Origin of the sequence: Microbacterium ulmi, from assembly GCF_011759705.1 — a bacterium.
Classification (GTDB): Bacteria; Actinomycetota; Actinomycetes; order Actinomycetales; family Microbacteriaceae; genus Microbacterium; species Microbacterium ulmi.
Genome location: NZ_JAAOZF010000001.1, coordinates 2,219,241 through 2,244,130 on the forward strand (window position 1 = coordinate 2,219,241; position 24,890 = coordinate 2,244,130).

The following is a 24,890-nucleotide window of genomic DNA, read 5'->3' on the forward strand; positions in this document are numbered from 1 at the left end:
GTCGGTAGGGTCGACAGGGCATGCATCGCCTCATCGTCGCCTTCCTCGCCGCGTTCGACGCCGTCATCGCGGCGGCCGTCGGCGTCGCCGCGACTCTCGCACCGCTCACACTGCTGTGGATCTTCGGGTTCGGGGGAGCGGCGCCGTGGAGCCTGCTGTGGCCCGCGTCCGCGAGCGTGTGGCAGCTCGGTCACCTCGTGCCGCTGCACATCGCCCTGCCGCCCGAATACCTTGCCGCGACGGGGATCGCGCAGGACGCGGCATCCTTCGTCCTCTCGCTGGCACCTCTCGCGTTCGCAGGCTTCACGGCCATCTTCGCCGCCCGCTCGGGCGCGCGGGCCTCGCGTGCAGACGCGTGGATCACGGGCGTCGTCGTCGGCACCGTCGTGTTCGGGGTGCTCGCCGCGCTCGTCGCAGTGACGGCGCGCAACGGGCTCGCGGCCGTCTTCCTGTGGCAGGCGGTGCTGCTGCCGGTGGTCGTCTTCGCCGTACCCGCCGTCGTCGGCGCCGTCGTGACGGAGTGGCGCGAAGCGGGGGCGGGGATCGTCGCGCGCGTCCGCGACCGTGTCGAGGTCGCACCGCGCGGCTGGGGCGCGGCGCCTGCTCTCGTCGTGCGCGGCGCGGGGGTCGTGCTCGGCGGTCTCGTCGGCGCGGGAGCCCTCGTCGTCGCGATCGCGGCCGTCGCGGGCGGCGACGACGTCATCGCGCTCTTCGAAGCCGGCAACGTCGACCTCGTCGGCATCGTCGTCGTCGCGCTCGGCCAGCTCGCGTACCTGCCGACGCTCGTCGTGTGGGGCATGTCGTTCGTCGCCGGCCCGGGGTTCGCCGTCGGCGTCGGCACGTCGGTCTCGCCGTCGGGGACGCAGCTCGGCGTCGTCCCGGGCATCCCCGTGCTCGGTGCGCTGCCGGAGTCGACGTCGACGTGGCTGCTCCTGGTCGCGCTGGTCCCCGTCGCGCTCGGCGCGTTCGCGGGGTGGATCGCGCGCTCCCGGCTCGTCGCGACCGAGCCGCGCGACCACGAGCCCGCCCTCGCGCGCGCGGCCATCGCGGCCGGGATCGCGGTGGTCTCGGCGGCCGGGGCAGCGCTGCTCGCGGTCGTCGCGTCCGGCTCGATGGGGCCGGGGCGCCTGAGCGAGGCGGGGCCGCAGCCGGGACCCGTCGCCCTCGCCGTCGGCGTCGAGGTCATCGTGGGCGCGGCGATCCTGCTCCTGTCTCCGCATCGGGCTGCGCGGGCGAACCTGCGGAGCGCGGATGCCCCGGTCGACGCGTCCCCGCTCTCCCCTCCCGGACCGACCGAGCCGGCGGCCGTCCGGGGCGTGGAGCCCGGCGGCGCGGAGACCTCCCCGGCCGCGGAGCCCGCCGCCCCGCGTGCGGCGGCCGAGCGTGCCGACGCGGCCGCGGCCGTGCAGCCTGCGGTGGGGGCTGCGGATGCCGCGACCTCCGGCATCCGCACCCCCCCGCCTCCCCTCCCGCCCGTGCCGCGCGTCCCGCGGCACTCCGCCGTCCCCACGGCGGAGCCGGATGCCGACACCGCCCCCGTCGTGCTGCCCGCGGACGCCCAGGACCCGCCGGTAGACTAGGCGCGTGCTCACGGTCGCCGTCCTCATCTCCGGCACGGGGTCGAATCTGAGGGCTCTGCTCGATGCGGCGGCCGATCCGGACTTCCCCGCGCGTGTCGTCGTCGTCGGCGCAGACCGCGAGGCCGACGGTCTCGCGCACGCGGAGGACTTCGGCATCCCGAGCTTCACCGTGCCGTATGCGCACTACCCGACGCGGGAGGAGTGGGGCGAGGAGCTCGCGGCGCAGCTCGACGTGTGGCGCCCGGACCTCGTCGTCCTGAGCGGGCTCATGCGGCTGCTCCCCGTCGACGTCGTCGACGCCTGGACCCCGCGCATCGTCAACACGCACCCCGCCTACCTCCCCGAGTTCCCGGGCGCCCACGGCGTCCGCGACGCGCTCGCCGCAGGCGTCGCGCAGACGGGGGCGAGCGTCATCATCGTCGACAACGGCGTCGACACGGGCCCGATCCTCGCGCAGGAGCGCGTCCCGGTGCTCCCCGGCGACGACGAGCACTCCCTGCACGAGCGCATCAAGCCCGTCGAGCGCCGTCTTCTCATCGACGTCGTGCGCAGGATCGCGACCGGCGAGCTCGATCTCGCCGCGGCATCCGCGGCACCCTGACCTCCGCCCCGAACCCGAGGAGCCCTCCCATGGCCGGCCCGAGCCACGACCCGTCCCTGTACCGCGACCGCGATGTCGTGCCGATCCGGCGCGCCCTCGTCTCCGTCAGCGACAAGACAGACCTGCTCCGCCTCGCGCAGGCCCTCGCCGCCGCCGGAGTCGAGATCGTCTCGACGGGCGGGTCGGCGGCGCTCATCCGCGACGCCGGCATCGACGTCATCGACGTCGCCGACGTGACGGGCTTCCCCGAGTCGCTCGACGGCCGCGTCAAGACGCTGCACCCCGGCGTGCACGCGGGCCTCCTCGCCGACCTGCGACTGGAGGATCACGAGCGCCAGCTCGCCGACCTGCACATCGCTCCGTTCGAGCTCGTCGTCGTGAACCTATACCCCTTCGTCGAGACGGTCGCCTCGGGCGCCGCGGCCGACGACGTCGTCGAGCAGATCGACATCGGCGGCCCCGCCATGGTGCGCGCGTCGGCGAAGAACTTCGCGAACGTCGCGATCGTCGTCTCGCCCGACTCGTACCCCGCCGTCATCGACGCGCTCGGCGCCGGCGGCACGACGGTCGCGCAGCGCCGCGAGCTCGCGGCGCGCGCCTTCACGCACACGGCGCAGTACGACCGCGCGGTCGCGACGTGGTTCGCCGACGGCACGCTCGCGGAGGACCAGGATCTTCCGCAGCACCTCACGATCAAGGCCGAGCGCCTCTCGACGCTGCGCTACGGCGAGAACTCGCACCAGCGCGCCGCGATCTACACGCGCACGGGCGGCCACGGCATCGCGCAGGCCACGCAGCTGCAGGGCAAGGAGATGTCGTACAACAACTACGTCGACGCGGATGCCGCGCTGCGCGCCGCGTTCGACATGGTGCTGCCGGCCGTCGCGATCATCAAGCACGCGAATCCGTGCGGCATCGCGGTCACGGCGCCCAACGCGCTCGATCCGATCGCGAGTGCGCACCTGCGTGCGCACGAGTGCGACCCCGTGTCGGCGTTCGGCGGCGTCATCGCCGCGAACCGCACGGTCACGCTGAAGATGGCGGAGAACCTGCGCGACATCTTCACCGAGGTGATCGTCGCGCCCGACTTCGAGCCGGAGGCGCTCGAGGTCTTCAAGCTCAAGAAGAACCTGCGCGTCCTGGAGCTGCCCGCCGACTGGCAGCAGGAGCCGATGGACGTCCGGCTCGTCTCGGGAGGTCTGCTGCTTCAGGACGCGGACCGCTTCCCCGCCGAGATCGGCGCCGCCGCGAAGGACTGGCAGCTCGTGACGGGCGAGCGTCCGAGCGACGCGGAGATGACGAACCTCATCTTCGCGTGGAAGGCGTGCCGCGCCGTCAAGTCCAACGCGATCGTCCTGGCGAAGGGGTCGGCGACGGTCGGCATCGGCATGGGCCAGGTCAACCGCGTCGACTCGTGCCGGCTCGCAGTGGAGCGCGCGGGAGACCGGGCCGCAGGGTCGGTCGCGGCATCCGACGCGTTCTTCCCGTTCGCCGACGGGCCGCAGGTGCTGCTCGACGCCGGCATCACGGCCATCGTGCAGCCGGGGGGCTCCGTGCGCGACGCCGAGGTCATCGAGGCGGCGCAGGCCGCGGGCGTCACGATGTTCTTCACGGGGGAGCGCCACTTCTTCCACTGACGAGGACGCGAGGGATGCCGCGTCCCCGCACCGATCGCGGCCCTCGCACCGAGCACGCCCGCACCGACCGCGGCGCGGCACCGGCCGCGGCGCGGCGTTCGCGCCGCCTCGGCCGGACGGCGGCGCTCGCACGCACGTCGGTGCCCCGTGACAGGCTGGGAGCGTGCCCCGCCCCGAGACGACCCGCGACGCGGGGCGCGGCGCGTCCGTCGACCTCGTCCTGCCGCACGCCCAGCCCCTCGACACGGCGGGACTGTTCGCGTGGATGAGCGCCCGCGCGCTGCCGGGCGTCGAGACCGCGGGGCCGGCATCCTTCGCGCGCACGCTGCGTCTCGACGGCGGCCCCGCCTGGTTCTCGCTGAGCGTCGACGACTCGAGGCGCGTGCAGCTGCGGGGCCGGCTGACAGCCGCCCGCGACGTGCCCGAGCTCGTCGCGCGAGCGCGTCGCCTCTTCGACCTGGATGCCGACCCCCGCATCGTCGACGAGGCGCTGTCGCAGCATCCCGAGCTCGTCCCGAGGGTCGCGGCGTTCCCGGGGATCCGGGTCCCCGGCGCTGCAGATCCGCACGAGATGCTCATCCGGGCCATGATCGGGCAGCAGATCACGGTCGCGGCCGCGCGTAAGGCCCTGACGACGCTCGCCGACGCCCTGGGAGATCGCGTCGCGGGGTTCGACGGCGTCGACCGGCTCTTCCCGACCATGACGGCGATCGCCGAGCACGCGCACGAGGTCCTGCGCGGGCCTGCCGCACGCATCCGCGCGATCGCGGGCGCCGCCGCCGCGCTCGCCGACGGCTCGCTGACACTGACGCCGGGAGACGATCCCGCGGCGCAGAGGGCCGCGCTCCTCGCGATGCCGGGGATCGGGCCGTGGACGGCCGACTACGTGCGCATGCGCGTGCTGCCGGATCCCGACGTGCTCCTCCCGGGCGATGTCGCGGTGCGAACAGGAGCGGCGGCCGTCGGCATCCCGTCCGATCCGAGGGGGATCGCCGCGTGGGCGGTGCGCACGGCGCCGTGGCGCAGTTACCTCACGGCGCACCTGTGGCGGGCGGTTCCGCCGCGCGCGGCAGGACGCACGCGCGGTTCCCCGGCGACCGAGTTGCGTTCAGGGAACTCTCAGGCTTAGGCTGGAGGGCTGTCGCGTCGCCCCGCCGACCTCCGACATCGTCCCCGTCCCTGCACCGAGGAGGTCGCCATGTTCCAGGCCGTCGTCATCACGAAGCCCGCCGCCCTCTTCGTCGCACGCGGACGCACGACGCACGAGGGATGAGCCCGGGACGCCACTCCCGGGCGGCATAGACCCGCCCGCTCCCGCGTTCTCCCCGGCAGGGTTCCCCGTCGGCCGGCGCACGTTCGCGCGCTCTCACCCCTTCCACACTGTCGCCGCAGCGGCATCCGCACGACCCCCCAAGGACCATGACCACGTCGTCTTCCACCGAAGCACTGTCCACAGGGCGCGCCCTCCTGCGCCTGCTCCCGATAGCGAAACCCGTCATCCCCCGGCTCACGCTGGGCGCCGTCAGCGCGCTCGTCGCGAGCCTCCTGGCGCTCGCGATCCCGCTCGTGCTCGAGTCGATCATCGCCGGGCCGATCACCTCCCGCGACCCCGTGATGCTCATCTGGGGATCCGTCGCGGTCCTCGTGCTGGGCCTTCTCGAAGCGCTCATGGTGTGGGCGCGGCGCTGGTTCGTGCTCGCCCCCGCGACGAAGGTCGAATACGACCTCCGCGTCGGGTTCTACGCGCGCCTGCAGCGGCTTCCCGTCTCATTCCACGACCGGTGGCAGTCCGGGCAGCTCCTGTCGCGCATGATGCAGGACATCAGCATGCTGCGGCGCTGGCTCGCCTTCGGCATCGTCCTGCTCGTCGTCAACGTCATCACGATCGCCATCGGGTCGGTGCTGCTCTTCCGCTGGCACTGGCTCCTGGGCGCGACGTTCCTCATCGTCTCGCTTCCGCTCTGGTACGCGGGCTACCGCTTCGAGAAGACCTACGGCTCGCTCGCGCGCCGCAGCCAGGACCAGGCGGGCGACCTCGCGACCTCCGTCGAGGAGAGCGTGCACGGCATCCGGGTCCTCAAGGCCTTCGGACGCGGCAAGCACGCGCTGCAGAAGTTCACGCGCCAGGCCGAGAGCCTGCGCGAGACCGAGCTCAGCAAGGCGCGGGCGGTCGGCTGGATCTGGTTCTGGCTCGTCATCCTGCCCGACATCGCGTTCGCGCTGTGCCTCGCGGCCGGCATCGTGCTCGTGCAGCTCGGGCAGTTCGACGTGCCCGGGCTGCTCGCGTTCTTCGCGATGGCGACGGTGCTGCGGTGGCCCATGGAGTCGATCGGGTTCCTCTTCTCCTTCCTCCTCGACGCGCGGACCGCGACCGACCGCATCTTCGAGGTCTTCGACGAGGAGAACACGATCGTCGATCCGCCGGCGCCCGTCTCGATCGACCGGCCGCGCGGAGAGCTCGCGTTCGAGGGCGTCCACTTCCGGTATCAGGATGCCGCGTCCCGAGAGCGCGACCTGCTCGACGGCATCGACCTCGTGCTGCGGCCGGGCGAGACGATGGCGCTGGTCGGCCTCACGGGGTCCGGCAAGACGACGCTCACGACCCTGCCGTCGCGCCTGTACGACGTGACGGAGGGCCGCGTCACGCTCGACGGCGTCGACGTGCGCGACCTGACGGTGCACGAGCTGCGCCGCCACGTCGGCATGGCGTTCGAGGACGCGACGCTGTTCTCGCAGAGCGTCCGCGACAACGTCCTGCTCGGTCGAGAGGATCTCGAGCCGGGCAGCCCGGAGGCCGAGGCGGTGCTGAGGGAGGCGCTGCAGGTCGCGCAGGCGGGGTTCGTCGACGACCTCCCGGACGGCGTCGACACGATCATCGGCGAAGAGGGCCTTTCGCTCTCGGGCGGCCAGCGCCAGCGCCTCGCGCTCGCCCGGGCGGTCGCTGCCCGACCCGCCGTGCTCGTGCTCGACGACCCGCTCTCGGCGCTCGACGTCGACACGGAGGCCCTCGTCGAGGATGCGCTGCGCGAGGTGCTGCACGAGACGACGGCGCTCGTCGTCGCTCACCGGCCGTCGACCGTCACGCTCGCCGACCGCGTCGCGCTGCTCGAGGCGGGCCGCATCACGGCGGTCGGCACGCACTCCGAGCTGCTGCGCGAGAGCGAGCACTACCGCCACGTGATCTCGAGCCTCGAGATCGAGCAGGCCCGGCTGCGGGCACTTCGATACGAGCCGTACGGCTCCGACCAGGAACCGGAGGCGACCCTGTGAGCACCGCGACCGTCACGGGAACGAGCGGTGAAGACCGCTCCGACTACACGCGCGACGAGAGCCGCGCGATCCGCCAGCGCTCGCTGCGGCTGCTCGGCTCGCTCGTGTCGCCGCTGCGCTGGCAGCTCGTGCTCGCCGCCGTCGTGCTCGTCGTCTCGACGGCGCTGCGCGTGCTCGGGCCCGCGCTCATCGCGTACGGCATCAACACGGCGCTGCCCGCGGTCCTGGACGAGATGAACTGGATGCCGACGATCGGCGTCGTCGTCGTGTTCCTCGTCTCGGGGATCGGCGGCGCCGCCCTCATCGGGTGGTACGTCGTCGTCGCTGCGCGCCTCACGCAGGCCGTCATGCTCGACCTCCGCAAGCGCATCTTCCTGCACACGCAGCGGCTGAGCCTCGAGTTCCACGAGTCGTACACGTCCGGACGCATCATCTCGCGGCAGACGAGCGACCTCGACTCGATCCGCGAGCTGCTCGACGGCGGGCTCAACGAGCTCGTCTCCGGCGTCCTCTACGGCGCGTTCACGCTCATCGCGCTGTTCTTCCTGGACTGGCAATCCGGCGTCATCCTGCTCGTCATGGGGTTCCCGCTCTACCTGCTCATGCGGTGGTTCTACTCGCGGTCGCAGGCCGTGTACCGCGAGTCGCGGGTCGTGAGCGCGAAGGTCATCGTCAAGTTCGTCGAGACGATGACGGGCATCCGCGCCGTCAAGGCGTTCAACAAGGAGCAGCGCAACGACGACGAGTTCGGCGAGCTGTCGAGCCAGTACCGCGACGTCAACATGCGGTCGATCAAGCTGTTCGGAACCTTCGAGCCCGGACTCATGGCCGTCGCGTCCGTGACGGTCGCGCTCGTGCTGCTGTGGGGAGGGTGGCGCGTCATCGACGGCACGATCGCCGTCGGCACGCTCGCCGTCGTGCTCTACGTCCGGAACTTCTTCGCGCCGCTGCAGGAGGTCGCGTTCTTCCTGAACTCGTACCAGTCCGCGACGGCCGCGCTCGAGAAGGTGTCGGGCGTGCTCGAGGAGCAGCCGAGCGTCCCCGACCCGAGGGACCCCGTCGACCTGTGGAAGGCCCGCGGGCACATCGAGTTCCGCGACGTCACCTTCGGGTACGCCGAGGGGCGCACGATCCTGCCGCACTTCTCGCTCGACATCCCCGCGGGTCAGACCGTCGCGCTCGTCGGCACGACGGGTGCGGGCAAGTCGACGCTCGCGAAGCTCGTGTCGCGCTTCTACGACCCCTCGAGGGGCTCGGTGTCGCTCGACGGGGTCGATCTGCGGCTGCTGCACCCGAAGGACCTGCGCCGCGCGATCGTCATGGTCACGCAGGAGGCCTATCTGTTCAGCGGGACGGTCGCCGACAACATCGCCCTCGGCAAGCCCGACGCGACGCTCGACGAGATCAAGTCCGCCGCGCGGGCGGTGGGGGCGGATGCCTTCATCGAGGCGCTGCCGGACGGCTACGCGACCGACGTCAACAAGCGCGGCGGCCGCGTGTCGGCCGGACAGCGGCAGCTCATCTCGTTCGCGCGCGCGTTCCTGGCCGATCCCGCCGTGCTGATCCTCGACGAGGCGACGGCCTCGCTCGACATCCCGAGCGAGCGTCAGATCCAGGACGCCCTGCAGACGCTGCTCGCCGACCGCACGGCGATCATCATCGCGCACCGGCTGTCGACGGTCGCGATCGCCGACCGCGTGCTCGTCATGGAGCACGGCGAGATCATCGAAGACGACGCCCCCGACGAGCTCATCGGCGGCACGGGCAAGTTCGCCCAGCTGCATGCGGCGTGGCGCGAGTCGCTCGTCTGACGATCGGCTCAGGATGCCCCGGACCGCGGATCGCCGCGGGGCCGGGGCATCCGTCGTCCCGGGCTCGGGAGCGCGGCAGATCGCGCAACTCCTCCGAGTGGGGCCCTGAGGGCGACGAGGCCTCGGTGGGGGAGGGGAATCCGAAGCCCCGCCGCCGGATCTGGACGGCCCGAGCGGCCGGAGAGGTGGTGCTGCGCGCCCGCGGAGGCTTGCTAGAGGCGGATCTCCGCGATGACCTCACCGTACTCGGTCTCGCCGACGGGAGTGAAGCCGACGCGCTCGAAGAACGCCTGCGGGCCGCCCTCGCCCGCCTCGTAGATGACGTCGACGTGCTCCATGCCGCGATCGCGCGCCTCCTCGAGCAGCTTCGCGACCGCGAACCGGCCGACACCGCGGCCCTGGTCGTCCGCATCGACGTTGATGCGCCACAGCACGGAGCGGAAATAGTCCTGCGGTGCGTCGACGTCGAAGTTGGCGCTCACGAAGCCGACGACCTGGTCGTCGTCGAGCACGACCCGCTGCCACGCGGTGGCGGGATTGGCGACGGTGCCGGCGACGGCGTACGAGATGGGTGCGAGGAACTGCTCCTGGCCGGGCTTGAGCGAGAGATTGTTGACCGCCACGATCGTCGAGGCGGACAGTTCGACGAGTCTCAGTTCACCCATAGGCACAGGCTAACCGGAATCCGTGTCACGGGGCACGTCCTGGGGATGCCGTGCGGGTTACTTCTTCGTTTCCCAGCTCCTCCCACGCATCGCGAAGTATCTCGACGTCAAGATACTTTTCGCCTCCGTGCGCTAGGGTGGATGCCGACCCGAACGGAGACGACAGGTGACCGACTCGACCATCATCTACACCCACACGGACGAGGCTCCTGCGCTCGCCACCGCCTCGTTCCTGCCGATCGTGCAGGCCGTCACCGGGCAGGCCGGCATCGAGGTCGAGACGCGCGACATCTCGCTCGCGGGCCGCATCCTCGCGGCCTTCCCGCAGAGGCTCACACCCGAGCAGCAGGTGGGCGACGCGCTCGCCGAGCTCGGCGGGCTCGCGACCTTGCCCGAGGCGAACATCATCAAGCTCCCCAACATCTCGGCGTCGATCCCGCAGCTGAAGGCCGCCATCGCCGAGCTGCAGGGGCAGGGGTACGACATCCCCGACTATCCCGACGAGGCCGAGACGCTCGAGGAGAAGGACGTGCGGGCGCGCTACGACCGCATCAAGGGCTCGGCCGTCAACCCCGTGCTGCGCGAGGGCAACAGCGACCGGCGCGCCCCGCTGTCCGTCAAGAGCTACGCGCGCAAGCACCCGCACCGCAACAAGGCGTTCGCGGCGGGGTCGAAGACGCGCGTCGCGACGCTCGGCCACGACGACTTCAAGTCGAACGAGAAGTCCTACGTGTCGCCGGGCGACGACGTCCTCACGATCCAGCACGTCGCCGCCGACGGCACCGTGACTCCCCTCAAGACGGGACTGAAGGTGCTCCCGGGCGAGATCGTCGACGGCACGTTCCTCTCGGCCGCGGCGCTGGACGCGTTCCTCGCCGACACGCTCGCGCAGGCCGCGGCCGACGACGTGCTGTACTCGGTGCACCTCAAGGCCACGATGATGAAGGTCAGCGACCCCGTCATCTTCGGCCACGTCGTGAAGGCCTACTTCGCCGACGTCTTCGACCGCTACGGCGACAAGATCGCCGAGGAGGGCCTCACGCCCAACGACGGCCTCGGCGCGATCCTCGCGGGCCTGCCCTCCATCGATATCGGAGACGACATCGCGGCGGCGATCAGGGCCGACCTCGCACGCGGACCCCGGCTGTCGTACGTGAACTCGGATCGCGGCATCACGAACCTCCACGTCCCGTCCGACGTCATCGTCGACGCCTCGATGCCGGCGCTCATCCGCAACGGCGGCAAGCTGTGGGGCGTCGACGGCGGCGAGGACGACACGCTGGCGGTCATCCCCGACTCGTCGTACGCGGGGGTCTACCAGACCGTCATCGAGGATGTCATCGCGCACGGCCCGCTCGACCCCGCCACGATCGGCACCGTGCCGAACGTGGGCCTCATGGCTCAGGCGGCGGAGGAGTACGGAAGCCACGACAAGACCTTCGAGATCGCATCGGCCGGCCTCGTGCAGGTCGTGAACCAGGCCGGAGACGTCGTCCTCGAGCACGCCGTCCAGCCGGGCGACATCTGGCGCGCGACGCAGACGAAGGACATCGCGATCCGCGACTGGGTCAAGCTCGCCGTGACGCGTGCGCGTGCGGCGGGCGTGCCCGCCGTGTTCTGGCTCGACGCCGCGCGCTCGCACGACGCGACGCTCATCGAGAAGGTCACGACCTACCTCGCCGACCACGACACCGAGGGGCTCACGATCGAGATCCTCGCGCCCGAGGCGGCGACCCAGTACTCGCTCGACCGCCTTCGCAAGGGCGAAGACACGATCTCCGTCACGGGCAACGTGCTGCGCGACTATCTGACCGACCTCTTCCCGATCCTCGAGGTCGGCACGAGCGCCAAGATGCTCTCGATCGTGCCGCTGCTCGCGGGCGGCGGCCTCTTCGAGACGGGCGCGGGCGGATCGGCCCCCAAGCACGTGCAGCAGCTCCTCGCCGAGAACTATCTGCGTTGGGACTCGCTCGGCGAGTTCTTCGCGCTCGCGGCCTCGCTCGAGCACTTCGCCGACTTCACGGGCAACCGGAAGGCCCAGGTGCTCGCCGACACGCTGGATGCCGCGACCGGCACGTTCCTCGAGAACGACAAGTCGCCGGGCCGCGCGCTCGGCACGATCGACAACCGCGGCAGCCACTTCTACCTCGCGCTGTACTGGGCCCAGGAGCTCGCGACGCAGGAGGGCGACCCCGAGCTGGCCGCCGTCTTCGCGCCGGTCGCCGAGGCTCTCGCGGCCCATGAGCAGGAGATCGTCGCCGAGCTGATCGCCGTGCAGGGCTCGCCCGCCGGGATCGGCGGGTACTACCGCCCGGATGCGGGTCTCGTGGAGGCGGTCATGCGTCCGTCGGCGACGTTCAACGAGATCATCGACGCGCTGCGCTGAGTCCGGCGCTCGCGTCACGGGGAGAGGATGCCGCGGCGTCCCCCCGCGTAACGCGAGCGGCCCGCGCGGGGGCCTAGACCCGTGCCGCGACGAACTCCGTCTGCGCGAGCCACTGCACCGACTGGCCGCCCTCGTGCTCGTTGTGCGTGTACACCTCGACTCGGCGGTCGGACACCGCGTAGTGGTTGAAGGCGGCGTACACGGTCGACGGCGGGCAGATGGGGTCGTGCAGCGCGACGGAGAAGAGCGCGGGGGCCGTCGCGCGCTTGGCCATGTTGACGCCGTCGAAGTAGGAGAGGGTCTCGAACACCCGCTCATCGGCGCCGCGGTGCACCGACAGGTAGGTCACGACCTCCTGGTACGGGTGACGATCGGTCAGACCGACGGCTCGCTCGAAGTGGCACAGGAACGGCACGTCGGGCATCACGGCGACGAGTCCGTCGCACAGTGCGCCGGCGGCGAGAGCGATGCCGCCGCCCTGACTCACCCCCGTCACGGCCACACGCGACGCGTCGACGCGAGGGAGAGCGCGCACGGCGTCGACGGCGCGCACGGCATCCGTGAAGACCCGGCGGTAGTAGTACCGCTCGGGGTCGTCGATGCCGCGGGTCATGAATCCCGGGGTCGACGGGCCGGTCCCGTGCGGGTCGGGCGTGTCACCGCCGGCCCCCCAGCCCGACCCCTGGCCGCGCGTGTCCATCACGAGGTGCGCGTAGCCGGCGGACGCCCAGCCGAGCCGCTCGTGATGCAGGCCGCGCCCACCGCCGTAGCCGAGGAACTCGACGACGGCCGGAAGGGGCCCCTCGATGCCGCGCGGCAACGTGAGCCAGGCCTTCACGGGATCGCCCGCGAAGCCCGGGAAGGTCACGTCGAACGCGTCGATCGTACGGAGCGGGGATGCCGCGGCCACGGCCTCGATCTCGCCGCCCGCGGCCCGGGACTCGGAGAGCGTCGCCGTCCAGAACTCGTCGAAGTCGGCGGGTTCGCGGACGCCGGGGCGATAGGACTCGAGTTGCGTGGGAGACAGGTCGAAGCGCGGCACTCGTCAACGCTAGCCGAGCCTGCGCGCACCTCGCGTCGCGGTCGTCGAGCCGTCTTCTACTGGTGGATCCACACGTCGGCACCCTTGGGCGCCCAGTCGTAGATCTGCTTGGCACGCCACTCCGGCATGCCGACGCAGCCGTGGCTCATGCGGTTGCCGAAGTTGTTGTGCCAGTACACGCCATGGAAGGCCTGCCCGCCGTTGAAGTACATGGGCCACTTGACGTTGGGCGTCGAATACGTGCCGGTGATGTTGCCTTCGGCATCGCGGTTGTACCCGCTCATCGTCTGCACGGTCGTCTTGTAGCCGATCGTGTAATGCCCCGTGTACGTCGGGGTGTTGCCCACGCCGCTCGAGATGGGCCACGAGTCGACGACGTTGCCGTTCTCCTTGAGGTAGAGGCGCTGTTCGCTCAGGTCGACCTCGAGCAGGCGGGCGAGAGAAGTCGTCGCGAAGGCGACCTCCTTGACGGGGAGCTGGAACACGCCCGTGCCCTCGGCCAGCTGCTTCGCGTACGCGTTCGCGATCCCGGCGGTCGACTCGAGCGTACGGCCCGTCACGCCCACCGTCGGCGTGCTCAGGACCGACCCCGAGGCGTTCGTGATGACCGTCGAGTCGACGGGAGCGCGATCGACGGCGCCAGGCAGTCCGTCGACGACGGGCTGGATCTTGGAGGCGTCGGCCGTGATCTCGAACGTGCCGTGCTCGGCGGGAGACACCGTGATCCAGGATGCCGCCGTCGCACGGTCGATCGGCACGGTGCGCTCGGTGCCGACGTAGAAGCCGGCGGAGTCGAGGATCTTGTTGAGCGTCGCGACGGTCGCGTCCGCGACCGCGGTCGGCGTCTCGGGCGCGACGGGCGCCTGCACGACGTCGAACTCGACCGACGACTCGCCCGCCGCGAAGGCCCGCTGGAGGGCGGCGCGGACGGCTTCGACGTCGACCCCGATGCCCTCGACCGACGGCGTCGTCACGTACGACGCGGTCGCAGGGTCGAACGAGACGGCCGCGTCGACGGGATCCGCGTAGAGACCGGGGGCGGCCTTGCGCAGAGCCGCCGTGGCCTTGGCGGGGTCGATCGAGACGACGGCGTCGGCGGGGTCGGCGTTCCAGGCTCCGACGTTCCACATGGGATGGTCGGCGAAGGCCTCGTCGGCGAGAGAGCGGGCGTCGATCGAGGCGCTGAGGTCGGCGGCCGTGAGCTCGGCGTCGCCGCCTTCGCCGGAGAGGACGATCGTGGTCGCGGCGAAGCGCGACGCGAGCGCGTCGGCTGCCGCACCCGCCGTGAGCCCGCCGACGGGCACGCCTGCGACAGCCGTGCCGGGAGCGATGAGGATGAGCGAGGAGGCGACGAGGCCCGCCACTGCGAGTCCTGCGGGGACTCCGATCCACAGCCAGAGGCGCCGCTTCTTGGGCGCCGGCTCGGCGGGCGCCCACTCGACGGCGGGTGCGGCGGCGTCGGCGGACTCTGCGATGACAGCTGTCGTGTCGGCGTCGCCGCCCTCGGTCGACGCATCGTCGGCGCCGGGCCTGGTGGCCAGATCGGTCACGTCCTCACCCCCCGGTTTTCGGTGAACGCGTGACTCTATGGTAAGGGATGCCGTCGACGCATCGAGTGCGGGAGGTAACGGTCGTGTGACGTCGGCGCGGCGGGGAGCCGTCAGCCGGCGCAGAGGTCCTGGAACTTCTGCGTCGTCTCCTGGAACTGCTGGCCCAGTCCTGCGAGGTCGCCGACCTTCGACACGTCGCCGTCGACGAGCCCCTGCATGACCTCGGCGGTCTGGCCGAACATGTCCTGCAGCGAGGGGAGGAGCGCGGCCACCTCGTCGTTCGTGACGCGGGACGCGGCATCCTGCAGCTCGCTCGCGGCGGACTGCATCGCGTCGGCGATCGCGGCAGGGTCGCTCGTCGCGCCGCCCTGGAAGTCGTCGGCCGCGTCGGCGATCGTCTGCTGGATGATCTGGCACGCGTCGGCGACCGACTGGCCGCCGTCGCCGTCCGCGTCGGCATGGCCGGAGGAGGCGGTGCCCGGCGCTCCCGTGCACGCGGTCAGGCCCAGCAGGGCGGCGAGGACCAGCGTCGTGGCGGCGATCGTGCGGCGCATGGGAGTGCCTCCTTCGCCGTCAACCCTAGGCGATGCCGCATGCGCGGCAGCGCGCCAGGGTCTGCGGGACGACGGGATTTCGCGTGTGTAACAGTTTTGTAAACCCCCCGAGCAAATCCGTCCCGAAGGTTGCGCATCGTTTGTTCGTAAGCTCTACTAACAAACATGTCTGCAACGGAAGTGCAGCGAGGCTCTTCCACGACCGAGCCCTCGCACACCACGACGGGAGCCCCGAACGGCCGCTCGTTCGGCAACGGCCGAGCCCTGCGCCAGGGCGGGAAGGTCCTCCCCGAGCACGCTCGCGGGCACAACCGTTCGCTGCTGCTGCAGACCCTCTTCCACCAGGGAGCCATGAGCCGCGCCGACCTGTCGCGCGAGACGGGGCTCACGCGCGTCACGATCTCCGACCTCGTCGCCGAGCTCATCGCCGACGGGTTCGTCGCCGAGATCGGCGTCCGCGAGGCCTCGGGTCCCGGCAAGCCCGCGATGCTCATCGACCTCGATCGCGACGGACATCGCATCGTCGGCCTCGACCTGTCGGGCAGCGACGCCTTCCGCGGAGCGATCCTCACCCTCGACGGCACGATCGTCGTGCGCAGGGAGATCCCCGTGCCGATCGACAGCGACGTCGTCGAGGCCGTCATAGGGCTCGCGCGCGACCTCGTCGCCGAGTCGCACGCTCCCGTCCTGGGCGTCGGCGTCGGCACCCCGGGCGTCGTCGACGACCGCGGCCGCATCCTCACGGCCCCCAACCTCCACTGGGTCAGCTTCGACCTCGAGTCCGCGCTCGAGTCGGCGCTGGGCCTTCCCGTGCTCGTCGCGAACGACGCGAACGCGGCCGTGCTCGCCGAGTACACCTTCGGGGGAGCGGGCGACGACGTGCTTCTCGTCAAGGTCGGCCGCGGTGTCGGCTCGGGCCTGCTCTCGTCCGGCCAGCCCATGCGCGGTGCCCACTTCGCCGCGGGCGAGATCGGGCACGTGAGCGTCGGCACGGACGGCGGGCCCGAGTGCGTGTGCGGAAAGGTCGGATGTCTGGAGGCCTGGCTCGCCGTGCCCGCGCTGACGGCGCGGCTGGCCGCGGCATCCGGCGAGTCCTCCCGCGAGAGCATCCTGCGAGACGCGGGGGAGCGGCTCGGCATCGCGCTCGCCCCCATCGTCGGCGCGCTCGACCTGTCGGAGATCGTGCTCTCCGGCCCCACCGAACTTCTCGACGGACCACTCGCGGAAGCGACCGTCGAGACCCTCCGAGCCCGGACGCTCGCCAAGTTCCACGACGGCGTGCGGGTGCGGATGACGGGGCAAGGCCAGGACATCGTCCTGCGCGGCGCCGCCGTCATGGTCCTGTCGGGACAACTCGGGGTGTCGTAGCCGCCACCCTTCCCCCCTGGAGGGCCGCCCGGTCCCCCGGAACACCAAGAGAGAACACGAAGGAAGACACCATGAAGAAGACGCTCGGAGCCGTTGCGCTCTTCGGCGCCTCGGCGCTCGTGCTCGCCGGCTGCGCCGGCGGCAGCGGCGGCAGTTCTTCGGCGGAGCCCGAAGGCGCACAGGTCCGCGTCTGGCTGGTCGGCACCGACACGCCGCAGGAGGCGCGCGACTACCTGACGACGACGTTCGAGAAGGAGAACCCCGGCTCGAAGCTCGTCATCGAGGAGCAGACGTGGGACGGCCTGGTCGACAAGCTCACGACGAGCCTGTCGAGCTCGGACAGCCCCGACGTCGTCGAGTTCGGCAACACGCAGGCCCCCGCCTTCACGTCGGTCGGCGCGCTGCTGGACATCTCCGACCTGTACGAGGACCTCGGCGGTGACGACCTGCTGCCCGGCTTCGTCGAGGCGGGGTCGTACGACGGCAAGTTCTACGCGGCGCCGCTGTACTCGGGTGCCCGTGTCGTGTTCGCCGACCCGGCGTTCGTCAGCGAGGCGCCTGCCACGCTCGACGACTACGTCGCGAAGGCCAAGGAGCTCGCGGCCGCCAACCCCGGCAAGTCGGGCATCTACTTCGCCGGGCAGGACTGGTACAACGCCCTCCCGTTCATCTGGGAGAACGGCGGCGAGCTCGCCGTCGAGGACGGCGGCACGTGGGACGCGCAGCTGAGCTCGCCCGAGTCCGTCAAGGGCCTCCAGCAGGTGCAGGACCTCATGACGACCGCGTCGCTCGCGCCGAAGGACGGCGACAACGCCGAGCCGTGGACGCCGTACTGCGAAGGCACGTCGATCCAGTTCTCCGCACCGAACTGGGCGCTGGGCCTGGCCAGCGACTGCAAGACCGACAACCCGCCGGCCGCCCCCTTCGTCTACGCCCTCCCCGGCATCGACGGCGGCGCCGCGCAGGTCTTCGCGGGGGGCTCGAACATCGGCATCTCGGCCAAGTCGCAGCACCCCGATCTCGCGAAGAAGGCGCTGACGATCATCCTCAGCGACGGCTTCCAGACGATCTACGGCGAGAACGGCCTCATCCCGGCGAAGAAGTCGCTCGCGTCGACCCTCGGCGACACGCCTGAGGCGAAGGCGTTCACGGAGGCCGCCGGAAACGCCAAGCTGACCCCCGCATCGCCGAACTGGGCCGAGGTCGAGGCATCGCGCGTCCTCGAGGACTTCTTCGTGAAGATCGCGCAGGGCGGCGACGTCGAGTCGCTGGCCAAGGATGTCGACACCAAGATCGAGGACATCCTCAACGGCTGACCCGCGGATGGCGCCGTCGGCCTGACGGGCTGCGCGCCGATCCACCCGACGCCTCGCGCGTCGATCCGGGCCGGCGGCCGATACTCTCGCCGCCGGCCCGGTCCCATGCCTAGCATTCCCCCAGGAGAACCCATGTCCACTGCGTCCAGCGCACCGCCTCCGGCCGTCAGCGCCGTCGAGGACGAGCGCCTCGCCGGGCCGCCCGAGCAGCCCTCTCGGCCTCGCACCGCACGCGCCGGGTGGTTCACGCCCTACGCCCTTCTGACGCCGGCGCTCGTCGTCCTCGTCGTCATCACGGGCTGGCCGCTCCTGCAGCTGCTCATCATGTCGTTCCAGAAGTTCGGCCGCGCGCAGGTGTTCGGAGCGCCGCCGGAGTTCGTCGGGGTCGGGAACTACATCGACGTCCTCACCGATCCGGAGTTCTGGCAGGTCCTCGGCCGCTCGCTCGCGTTCGCCGCGGTCTGCGTCGTCTCCACGATGGCCCTCGGCATCCTCGTCGCCCTCCTCATGAAGCGACTCGGGGCGGTCTTGCGCACGCTCGTGTCGGTCGGCCTCCTGCTCGCATGGGCGATGCCGCCTCTGTCCGCCACGATCGTGTGGGGCTGGATCTTCGACACGCAGTACGGCGTGCTGAACCACGTGCTCGCGAACTGGCTCGGCCTGGACTTCGCGGGCCACTCGTGGCTCATCGAGCCGCTGAGCTTCTTCTTCGTCGCGGCCGTCATCATCGTGTGGGGCGCGATCCCGTTCGTCGCCTTCACCGTGTACGCGGGACTCACGCAGGTTCCCGACGAGGTGCTCGAGGCGGCCCAGCTCGACGGGGCCGGGGGAGTCAAGCGGTTCCGCCTCGTGGTCGTCCCGTTCATCCGGCCGATCCTGATCATCGTCACGATCCTGCAGATCATCTGGGATCTGCGGGTGTTCACGCAGATCTATGCACTGCAGTCGATCGGCGGGCTCGCCGAGCAGACCAACACCCTCGGCGTCTACATCTACCGCGTCTCGCTCGGCTCCGGCGACTTCGGAGCGGGCGGCGCGATCTCGGTCATCGTCGTGCTGCTCCTGGTGGCCATCTCGATCTTCTACGTGCGCAACACCGTCAAGGAGGACTCGCTGTGACCACGGCAGTCACCACCGCCCCGCCCGTCGCGACGCCCGCGGTCTCGGGTCGCCGCCGGCGGCCCGCCGGCCGCCGCATCGGCTCCCTCCTCGCGGGCGCCGCTGCGATCGTCGTCTTCCTCGCGTCGGTGTTCCCCGTCTACTGGATGGTCAACACCTCGTTCCAGCCCAACGGACAGGTGCGCGGCAGCCAGCTGCACTTCTGGCCGGACGACTTCACCACCGAGAACTACACGAACGTCATCTTCGAGTCGGCTCGCGCGCCCTTCCTGCCTGCGCTTGCCAACTCGCTCGCAGTGACGCTCATCACGGTCGCCGTATCGCTCGTGTTCGCCTTCCTGGCGGCCCTCGCGGTGACGCGGTTCAGGTTCCGCAGCCGCGCGGCCTTCATCATCACGATCCTGATCATCCAGATGATCCCGGCGGAGGCGATGATCATCTCGATCTTCCGCCTGATGGACGGCTGGCACCTCCTGAACACGATCGTGGGGCTTTCGGCGGTCTATGGCGCGACGGTGCTGCCGTTCACGATCTGGACGCTGCGCGGATTCGTCAACGGCGTCCCCGTCGAGCTCGAGGAGGCCGCCATGATCGACGGGCTGAGCCGGTCGAGGGCGTTCTGGCAGATCACCTTCCCGCTGCTCGCGCCCGGTCTGGTCGCGACGGGCGTCTTCGGGTTCATCCAGGCGTGGAACGAGTTCGTGTTCGCCCTCGTCCTCAACCCGCGGCCCGAGGCGATGACGCTCCCCGTGTGGCTGCGGACGTTCCTCGACCCGAACGGCGGGATCAACTGGGCCGAGCTCATGGCAGGCTCGACACTGGTCGCGATCCCCGTCGTCGTGTTCTTCCTGATCGTGCAGGGGCGCATGACGAGCGGTCTCGTGGCCGGGGCGGTCAAGGGGTGATGCGGGCGATGGACGGATCCACGCCGCGCACGGGGGGCGGACGATGAGGGTAGGCGTCGATGTCGGCGGCACGAAGGCGGAGGCCGTCGCGATCGATGCGGCCGGCAGCATCGCGGCGCGCGTCCGGCTCGCGACGGGGTGGGGTCCGGATGCCGTCGTCCGCACGATCGTGGCCGCCGTCGACGCGCTCGGCACCGACGCGGGGATCGACACGGCGTCGGTCCGCTCCGTCGGCATCGGCATCCCGGGTCAGGTCGACGCCGCGACGGGCCGTGTCACGCACGCCGTCAACCTCGGCGTCGACGCGCTCGATCTCGCCGCGGCCGTCGAGCCGGCGCTCGGGGTGCCCGTGCGCGTCGAGAACGACGTCAAGGCCGCCGCGGTGGGCGCCTACGCCCTGCACGGCGGCTCGGGTGCGATGGCGTACCTCAACATCGGGACGGGCGTCGCGGCGGGCATCGTGATCGACGGCCGGCTGTGGCGCGGAGCGCACGGCACGGCGGGCGAGGTGGGCCACGTCCCGATCGACCCGCGAGGCCCGCTGTGCCGGTGCGGCCAGCGCGGGTGCATCGAGTCGTTCGCGGGCGGCGGCGCGATCGCCCAGCGCTGGGGCCGCCCCGGCGCCCTGCCCGTGCGGGACGTGTTCGACGCCGCGGAGGCGGGCGACCCGCTCGCGCGCGAGCTTCGCGCAGGGCTCGCGGTCGGCGTCGCCGCCGCGGTCGGCGTCCTGATCCTGACGGCGGACGTCGACGTCGTCGTGCTCGGCGGCGGGCTGACGGCTCTCGGAGACCGCATGCTCGCCGACGTCACGGCGCAGCTCGCCGCGAACGCCGCGGCATCCCCTTTCCTGCGCTCGCTCCGCCTGGACGAGCGCGTCGAGCTCCTTCCGGCCGGCTCGCCGGCGGCGGCGCTCGGCGCGGCGCTCATCGGCGCCGCTCGCGATCCCGAGGAGGTCCTCACGCATGGCTGAGATCATCATCGTCCCGTCGGAGGAGGCCGCCGGCGCGCTCGTCGCCGACGAGATCGTCCGGCTCATCCGGGCACGCCCCGACGTCGTGCTGGGGCTCGCGACCGGCTCGACGCCCGTTCCCGTCTACGAGGCGCTGCGGCCGCGGCTGGAGGGCGTCGACGTGTCGCGCGTGCGCGGTTTCGCGCTCGACGAGTACGTCGGCATCGACCCGGCGCATCCCGAGTCGTACCGCTCGGTCATCGCGCGCGAGGTCGTCGAGCCGCTCGGGCTCACGCCCGGGCTGGTCCACACCCCGAACGGCTCCATGGACGGCATCGAGCACGCGGGGGAGGACTACGAGGCCGCGATCGAGGAAGCGGGCGGGATCGACCTGCAGATCCTCGGGATCGGCACGTCCGGCCACATCGGATTCAACGAGCCCGGCTCGTCGTTCGCCTCCCTCACCCGGGTGAAGACCCTGCTCGAGCAGACGCGCGAAGACAACGCGCGCTTCTTCGACTCGATCGACGACGTGCCCGTGCACTGCATCACGCAGGGTCTCGGGACGATCCTGCGCGCCCGCCACCTCGTGCTCCTCGCCTTCGGCGAAGGCAAGGCGGATGCCGTCGCCGGCGCCGTCGAGGGCCCCGTCACGTCGTCGCTGCCAGGGTCGGCGATCCAGCTGCACCCGCACGCGACGGTCGTCGTGGACGAGGCCGCGGCATCCCGGCTCGAGAACCGCGACTACTACCGGTACGCGTGGGCGAACAAGCCCGCGTGGCAGGGGCTGTAGCCGCTCTCCGGTCGTGCGCCCTCCGCGGGGTAGCCTGACGCCATGACGGATGCCGCGACCCCCGGCGGGGCTCTCAGACGAACCCTGACGGCGGGCGGCGTGCTCCTCATCGCGAGCGCCGTCGCGAGCGTCGCCGCACCGATGCTCGTGATGTCGAACGTTCCGCTCACGACGGTCGTGTACTGGGCCGGCACGATCGCGTTCTCTGCTGCGCTCGTGGTCTTCGCGTTCGGCCTCGGCCGACCGGGCAGCGTCGTGGCGCGGCAGCCCCTCGCAACAGGTGCCGCGGTGCTCCTGGCGGCGTGGCCGTTCGTCGGCCGCGCCCTGACAGCGGTGCTCCCGTACGAACAGGGGACAGCGGAGTTCTACACGGCATGGGGGTACGCGTCCGCCGCCGTCGAGATCGCGGCGGCGATCCTCGTCGTCGTGCAGATCGCGCGCGCGGGAATCGTGACGGGGCGGGTGCGCTGGGCGCCGCTGTGGGCGCTCGCGGCGGTCGTCGTCCCCCAGGTGCTCGCACAGCTGCTGGTCGTGGCGCTGCGCATCGACCTGAGCGCGACCGAGGACGACGGCGTCTTCCTCCTCATCGGCCTCGGCCAGCTCGCGACCTTGGCGGCACCGATCGTGCTCGGCATCCTCGCGCTGCTCGTGGCCGGCCGGCGCGTGACCGCGGACCTGCCGCCCGTGCAGGTCTTCCCACCAGCCGGCTGACGCGCGCGCCGACGACGAGAGGACGTCGGGCGTCGTGAACGGCCAGATCGCGAGGATGCCGAAGACCACGACGCAGGCCGACTGCGGCAGAGCGTTCGCGGCGAACGGGTCCCAGACGGCGTGATCGGCCCGACGGGGAAGAGCGCCCAGCCGATGAGCATCCCTGCGACCACGAGCGCGAGCGTCGCGGCGACGCAGGACGCGGCCGCGCCGCGTACGTCACGGCGAGGAGCCGGATCCGCCCCGCAGGGCCACGAGGAGGCAGCGCAGCGTGCCGTCGCTCGCCTCGCCCGCCACGGTGTCGCCGGCTGCGACGGCGATCGTGAGCGGCAGCACAGGAGGACCTGCTCGCGGGGCGCAGCCGCGCATCTCGACGAGCGGCCGGAGGTGCGCGGGCGCCGTCTCAGCGCCAGACGAGCGGCAGCAGCAGGTCGCGGCTGAGCGGTGCGAGCGGGGTCGTCGCATCGTCCCGTGCGATCCACAGGGCCTCGGCGATCTCCGCCGCCGGCACGACGTCGGCGGGGTCGAGGTCGACGAGGAAGGCGTCGGCGACGACGCGGTGACCCGGCTCATTGGCGGCATCCGTCGCGAACTCGCCGAGCGGGACGAGCGCCGCCTCCGGCACGCGGACGCCGATCTCCTCCGCGAGCTCGCGGATGAGCGCCTGCGCCGCCGTCTCGCCCGGCTCGGGCTTGCCGCCGGGCTGCATGAACACCGCCGTCCCGGCCTTGCGGACGACGAGGGCGCGGCCCGCGGCATCCGTCACGACCGCCGCGCTCACGCGGATCTCGGCAGTCACGACGCGAACACCTTGCCCGGGTTGAGGATGCCGAGCGGGTCGAAGACGGACTTGATCCGCCGCTGCAGCTCCCACTGGTCGTCGCCGAGCTCGTCGGCGAGCCAGCGCCGCTTGAGGACTCCGACGCCGTGCTCTCCCGTGAGTGTGCCTCCGAGGCGGAGCGCCGCCCGGAACAGCTCGTCCGCGGCCTCCCACACGACGGGCGGCACGTCGGGGCCGTCGAAGACGAAGTTGGGGTGGAGGTTTCCGTCGCCGGCGTGCGCGACCGTGGGGATGACCAGACCGAAGGCGCGCTCGACGCGGGCGATCTCGTCGAACATCGCGGGAAGGGCGCTGCGCGGGACCGAGACGTCCTCGATGAGGGTCGTCCCGAGGGTCTCCATCGCGGGGTGCATCGCCCGCCGGATCGCGAGGAGGCGCTCGCCCTCGTCGGCGTCGTGGGAAACGGCGACCGAGCCCCCGAGGCCGCGCAGAAGACCCGCGATCATCTCGGACTCGGCCGTCGAGAGCGGGCCGTCGGTCTGGATCGTGAGCTGCGCGGCGCCGGCCTGCGGCGCGTGCATGCCGAGCAGGGCATGCACGGCGGCGAGGCTCGCGGCATCCATCAGCTCCATGACGGCGGGCTGGATGCCGGACGCCGTGACGGCGGCGGACGCCGACGCCGCCGCACGCACGCCCGGGAAGACCGCGACGATCGTGCACACGTCGCCCGGGACGAGACGGCGGAGCTTGAGCGTCGCGCCGACGATGACGCCGAGGGTGCCCTCCGAGCCGACCATGAGCGATGTGAGGTCAAGCCCCGTCACGCCCTTGACGGTCCGACGGCCCAGCCGCAGGAGCCTGCCGTCGGCGAGGACGACGTCGACGCCGAGCACGGCATCCCGCACGACGCCGTACTTCGCGCACAGGAGCCCGCCGGCGCCCGTCGCGATGTTGCCGCCGACCGTCGAGATGGCGCGGCTCGCGGGATCGGGCGCCCACCACAGTCCGTGCTGCGCGAGCTCGGCGTTGAGCGCAGCGTTGAGGATGCCGGGCTCGACGACGGCGACGAGGTCGTCGGGCTCCACCTCGACGATGCGGTCCATCGCGCGCACGGAGAGGACGATCTCTCCGTCGCCGGCGTTGGCGCCGCCCGCGAGCCCCGTGCCTGCGCCGCGCGTGACGACGGGCGTGCCGGTCTCGGTCGCGATGCGCAGCGTCGCCTGCACGTCGGACACGGCCGCCGCGTGGACGATCGCGAGAGGGGTCCCGGATGCCGCATGCCCCGACTTGTCGGCACGTGCGGCCGCGAGCGAGGCGGGCGAGGTGTCGACGCGATCGCCGAGGGCGGCCCGCAGCCGCGTGACGATCTCGTCGCCGGTCACGCGAACCGTCGCCGCCCCGCGAACACCCCGGCCGTCACGGCGACGAGCCCGAAGACGAGCCCGATGACGGCCTGGCCCATGGCCCACCACGCGATCGTCGCGGACACGTAGACGAGCAGCTCGACGACGGCGCGGACGAACGGATGCACGGCGAACACGGCCCGCGGCGAGACGAACAGGGCCCACACGACGATCGCGACGACGGGAGCGCCGATGCCGACGACGAGGTTCCACGGGAAGGACCACGCGATGAAGCCCCAGAAGGCGAGCGTCGCGAAGGCGAACAGCTCGCACGCGAAGGCGAGGATGTCGATGCCCGACAGCGGCGCTCGGGTTCCGGGTGCGGGCGACGCGGGCTCCGCAGGCCGTTCGGGCGAGACACGGGGGAGATCGGACATGGATTCCAGTCTACGGCGCGCGCTCCGACCCGCTCCGCGGGAGAGAGCCGGTCGAACCACTCGGCTGCGGCG

General features: G+C 71.7%; 21 protein-coding genes. 14 read left to right on the forward strand and 7 right to left on the reverse strand.

The window, feature by feature from the left end:
* Positions 1-20 precede the first annotated feature (20 nt).
* The 6 genes from FHS08_RS10445 to FHS08_RS10470 all read left to right on the forward strand — a co-directional run bounded on the left by FHS08_RS10445 (position 21) and on the right by FHS08_RS10470 (position 8,899).
* A complete protein-coding gene (locus tag FHS08_RS10445; RefSeq protein ID WP_243847273.1) occupies positions 21-1,580 on the forward strand; it encodes a cell division protein PerM in 1,560 nt (519 codons plus the stop codon).
* A 4-nt stretch (positions 1,581-1,584) separates the two neighbouring features.
* Positions 1,585-2,181: a phosphoribosylglycinamide formyltransferase gene (gene purN, locus FHS08_RS10450; RefSeq protein WP_167038705.1), complete on the forward strand. Its 597-nt coding sequence runs from the start codon at positions 1,585-1,587 to the stop codon at positions 2,179-2,181.
* A gap of 29 nt (positions 2,182-2,210) precedes the next feature.
* Positions 2,211-3,818 (forward strand): bifunctional phosphoribosylaminoimidazolecarboxamide formyltransferase/IMP cyclohydrolase, encoded by a 1,608-nt coding sequence (purH, locus tag FHS08_RS10455; protein WP_167038707.1) that lies wholly within the window; start codon positions 2,211-2,213, stop codon positions 3,816-3,818.
* Between the two features lie 163 nt (positions 3,819-3,981).
* A complete protein-coding gene (locus FHS08_RS10460; RefSeq protein ID WP_167038708.1) occupies positions 3,982-4,947 on the forward strand; it encodes a DNA-3-methyladenine glycosylase 2 family protein in 966 nt (321 codons plus the stop codon).
* 290 nt (positions 4,948-5,237) lie between these two features.
* The gene (locus tag FHS08_RS10465; protein WP_167038710.1) at positions 5,238-7,088 is read left to right on the forward strand and encodes an ABC transporter ATP-binding protein; all 1,851 of its coding nucleotides are present in this window, start codon (positions 5,238-5,240) and stop codon (positions 7,086-7,088) included.
* Complete coding sequence (locus tag FHS08_RS10470) at positions 7,085-8,899, forward strand: ABC transporter transmembrane domain-containing protein (protein ID WP_167038712.1); 1,815 nt, start codon at positions 7,085-7,087, stop codon at positions 8,897-8,899. The genes FHS08_RS10465 and FHS08_RS10470 overlap by 4 nt, the downstream gene beginning before the upstream one ends.
* A 212-nt stretch (positions 8,900-9,111) precedes the next feature.
* On the opposite strand, the gene FHS08_RS10475 is transcribed toward FHS08_RS10470, so the two are convergent.
* Positions 9,112-9,564, reverse strand: a complete 453-nt coding sequence (locus tag FHS08_RS10475) for a GNAT family N-acetyltransferase (RefSeq protein WP_167038714.1) — start codon at positions 9,562-9,564, stop codon at positions 9,112-9,114.
* A gap of 166 nt (positions 9,565-9,730) precedes the next feature.
* Here FHS08_RS10475 and FHS08_RS10480 point away from each other — a divergent pair, with 166 nt between their 5' ends.
* Positions 9,731-11,950 (forward strand): NADP-dependent isocitrate dehydrogenase, encoded by a 2,220-nt coding sequence (locus FHS08_RS10480; RefSeq protein WP_167038716.1) that lies wholly within the window; start codon positions 9,731-9,733, stop codon positions 11,948-11,950.
* A 73-nt stretch (positions 11,951-12,023) separates the two neighbouring features.
* Here the strand turns inward: FHS08_RS10480 and FHS08_RS10485 are convergent, their stop codons facing one another.
* The 3 genes from FHS08_RS10485 to FHS08_RS10495 form a co-directional block, all read right to left on the reverse strand.
* On the reverse strand, positions 12,024-12,992 hold the full coding sequence (locus FHS08_RS10485; protein WP_167038718.1) for an acetylxylan esterase: 969 nt from the start codon (positions 12,990-12,992) through the stop codon (positions 12,024-12,026).
* 56 nt (positions 12,993-13,048) lie between these two features.
* A complete protein-coding gene (locus FHS08_RS10490; protein ID WP_167038720.1) occupies positions 13,049-14,542 on the reverse strand; it encodes a L,D-transpeptidase family protein in 1,494 nt (497 codons plus the stop codon).
* Positions 14,543-14,652: 110 nt separating this feature from the next.
* Positions 14,653-15,096, reverse strand: coding sequence for a hypothetical protein (locus FHS08_RS10495; RefSeq protein WP_167038723.1), 444 nt, complete (start codon positions 15,094-15,096; stop codon positions 14,653-14,655).
* A gap of 165 nt (positions 15,097-15,261) precedes the next feature.
* Between FHS08_RS10495 and FHS08_RS10500 the strand changes: the two genes are divergently transcribed.
* The 7 genes from FHS08_RS10500 (at position 15,262) to FHS08_RS10530 (ending at position 22,257) form a co-directional block, all read left to right on the forward strand.
* On the forward strand, positions 15,262-16,464 hold the full coding sequence (locus FHS08_RS10500) for an ROK family transcriptional regulator (protein WP_167038725.1): 1,203 nt from the start codon (positions 15,262-15,264) through the stop codon (positions 16,462-16,464).
* 71 nt (positions 16,465-16,535) lie between these two features.
* Positions 16,536-17,780: an extracellular solute-binding protein gene (locus tag FHS08_RS10505; RefSeq protein ID WP_167038727.1), complete on the forward strand. Its 1,245-nt coding sequence runs from the start codon at positions 16,536-16,538 to the stop codon at positions 17,778-17,780.
* 132 nt (positions 17,781-17,912) lie between these two features.
* On the forward strand, positions 17,913-18,899 hold the full coding sequence (locus FHS08_RS10510) for a carbohydrate ABC transporter permease (RefSeq protein WP_167038729.1): 987 nt from the start codon (positions 17,913-17,915) through the stop codon (positions 18,897-18,899).
* Complete coding sequence (locus FHS08_RS10515) at positions 18,896-19,804, forward strand: carbohydrate ABC transporter permease (protein WP_341800385.1); 909 nt, start codon at positions 18,896-18,898, stop codon at positions 19,802-19,804. Before FHS08_RS10510 ends, FHS08_RS10515 begins: the two co-directional genes overlap by 4 nt.
* A gap of 43 nt (positions 19,805-19,847) precedes the next feature.
* The gene (locus FHS08_RS10520; protein ID WP_167038731.1) at positions 19,848-20,774 is read left to right on the forward strand and encodes an ROK family protein; all 927 of its coding nucleotides are present in this window, start codon (positions 19,848-19,850) and stop codon (positions 20,772-20,774) included.
* Entirely contained in the window at positions 20,767-21,546 is a 780-nt protein-coding gene (locus tag FHS08_RS10525; RefSeq protein WP_167038733.1) for a glucosamine-6-phosphate deaminase, read from the forward strand. The genes FHS08_RS10520 and FHS08_RS10525 overlap by 8 nt, the downstream gene beginning before the upstream one ends.
* 42 nt (positions 21,547-21,588) lie before the next feature.
* On the forward strand, positions 21,589-22,257 hold the full coding sequence (locus tag FHS08_RS10530; RefSeq protein ID WP_167038735.1) for a hypothetical protein: 669 nt from the start codon (positions 21,589-21,591) through the stop codon (positions 22,255-22,257).
* 403 nt (positions 22,258-22,660) lie between these two features.
* On the opposite strand, the gene FHS08_RS10535 is transcribed toward FHS08_RS10530, so the two are convergent.
* Genes FHS08_RS10535 through FHS08_RS10545 form a run of 3 tightly spaced genes read right to left on the reverse strand, consistent with a single transcriptional unit; the run spans position 22,661 to position 24,818 of the window.
* Positions 22,661-23,056, reverse strand: coding sequence for an NUDIX domain-containing protein (locus FHS08_RS10535; protein WP_167038737.1), 396 nt, complete (start codon positions 23,054-23,056; stop codon positions 22,661-22,663).
* Positions 23,053-24,420 carry an FAD-linked oxidase C-terminal domain-containing protein gene (locus tag FHS08_RS10540; protein WP_167038739.1) on the reverse strand — a complete coding sequence of 456 codons (1,368 nt, stop codon included), beginning with the start codon at positions 24,418-24,420 and terminating at the stop codon, positions 23,053-23,055. The genes FHS08_RS10535 and FHS08_RS10540 overlap by 4 nt, the downstream gene beginning before the upstream one ends.
* Positions 24,417-24,818, reverse strand: coding sequence for a YrdB family protein (locus FHS08_RS10545; RefSeq protein WP_167038741.1), 402 nt, complete (start codon positions 24,816-24,818; stop codon positions 24,417-24,419). The genes FHS08_RS10540 and FHS08_RS10545 overlap by 4 nt, the downstream gene beginning before the upstream one ends.
* Positions 24,819-24,890: the final 72 nt, after the last annotated feature.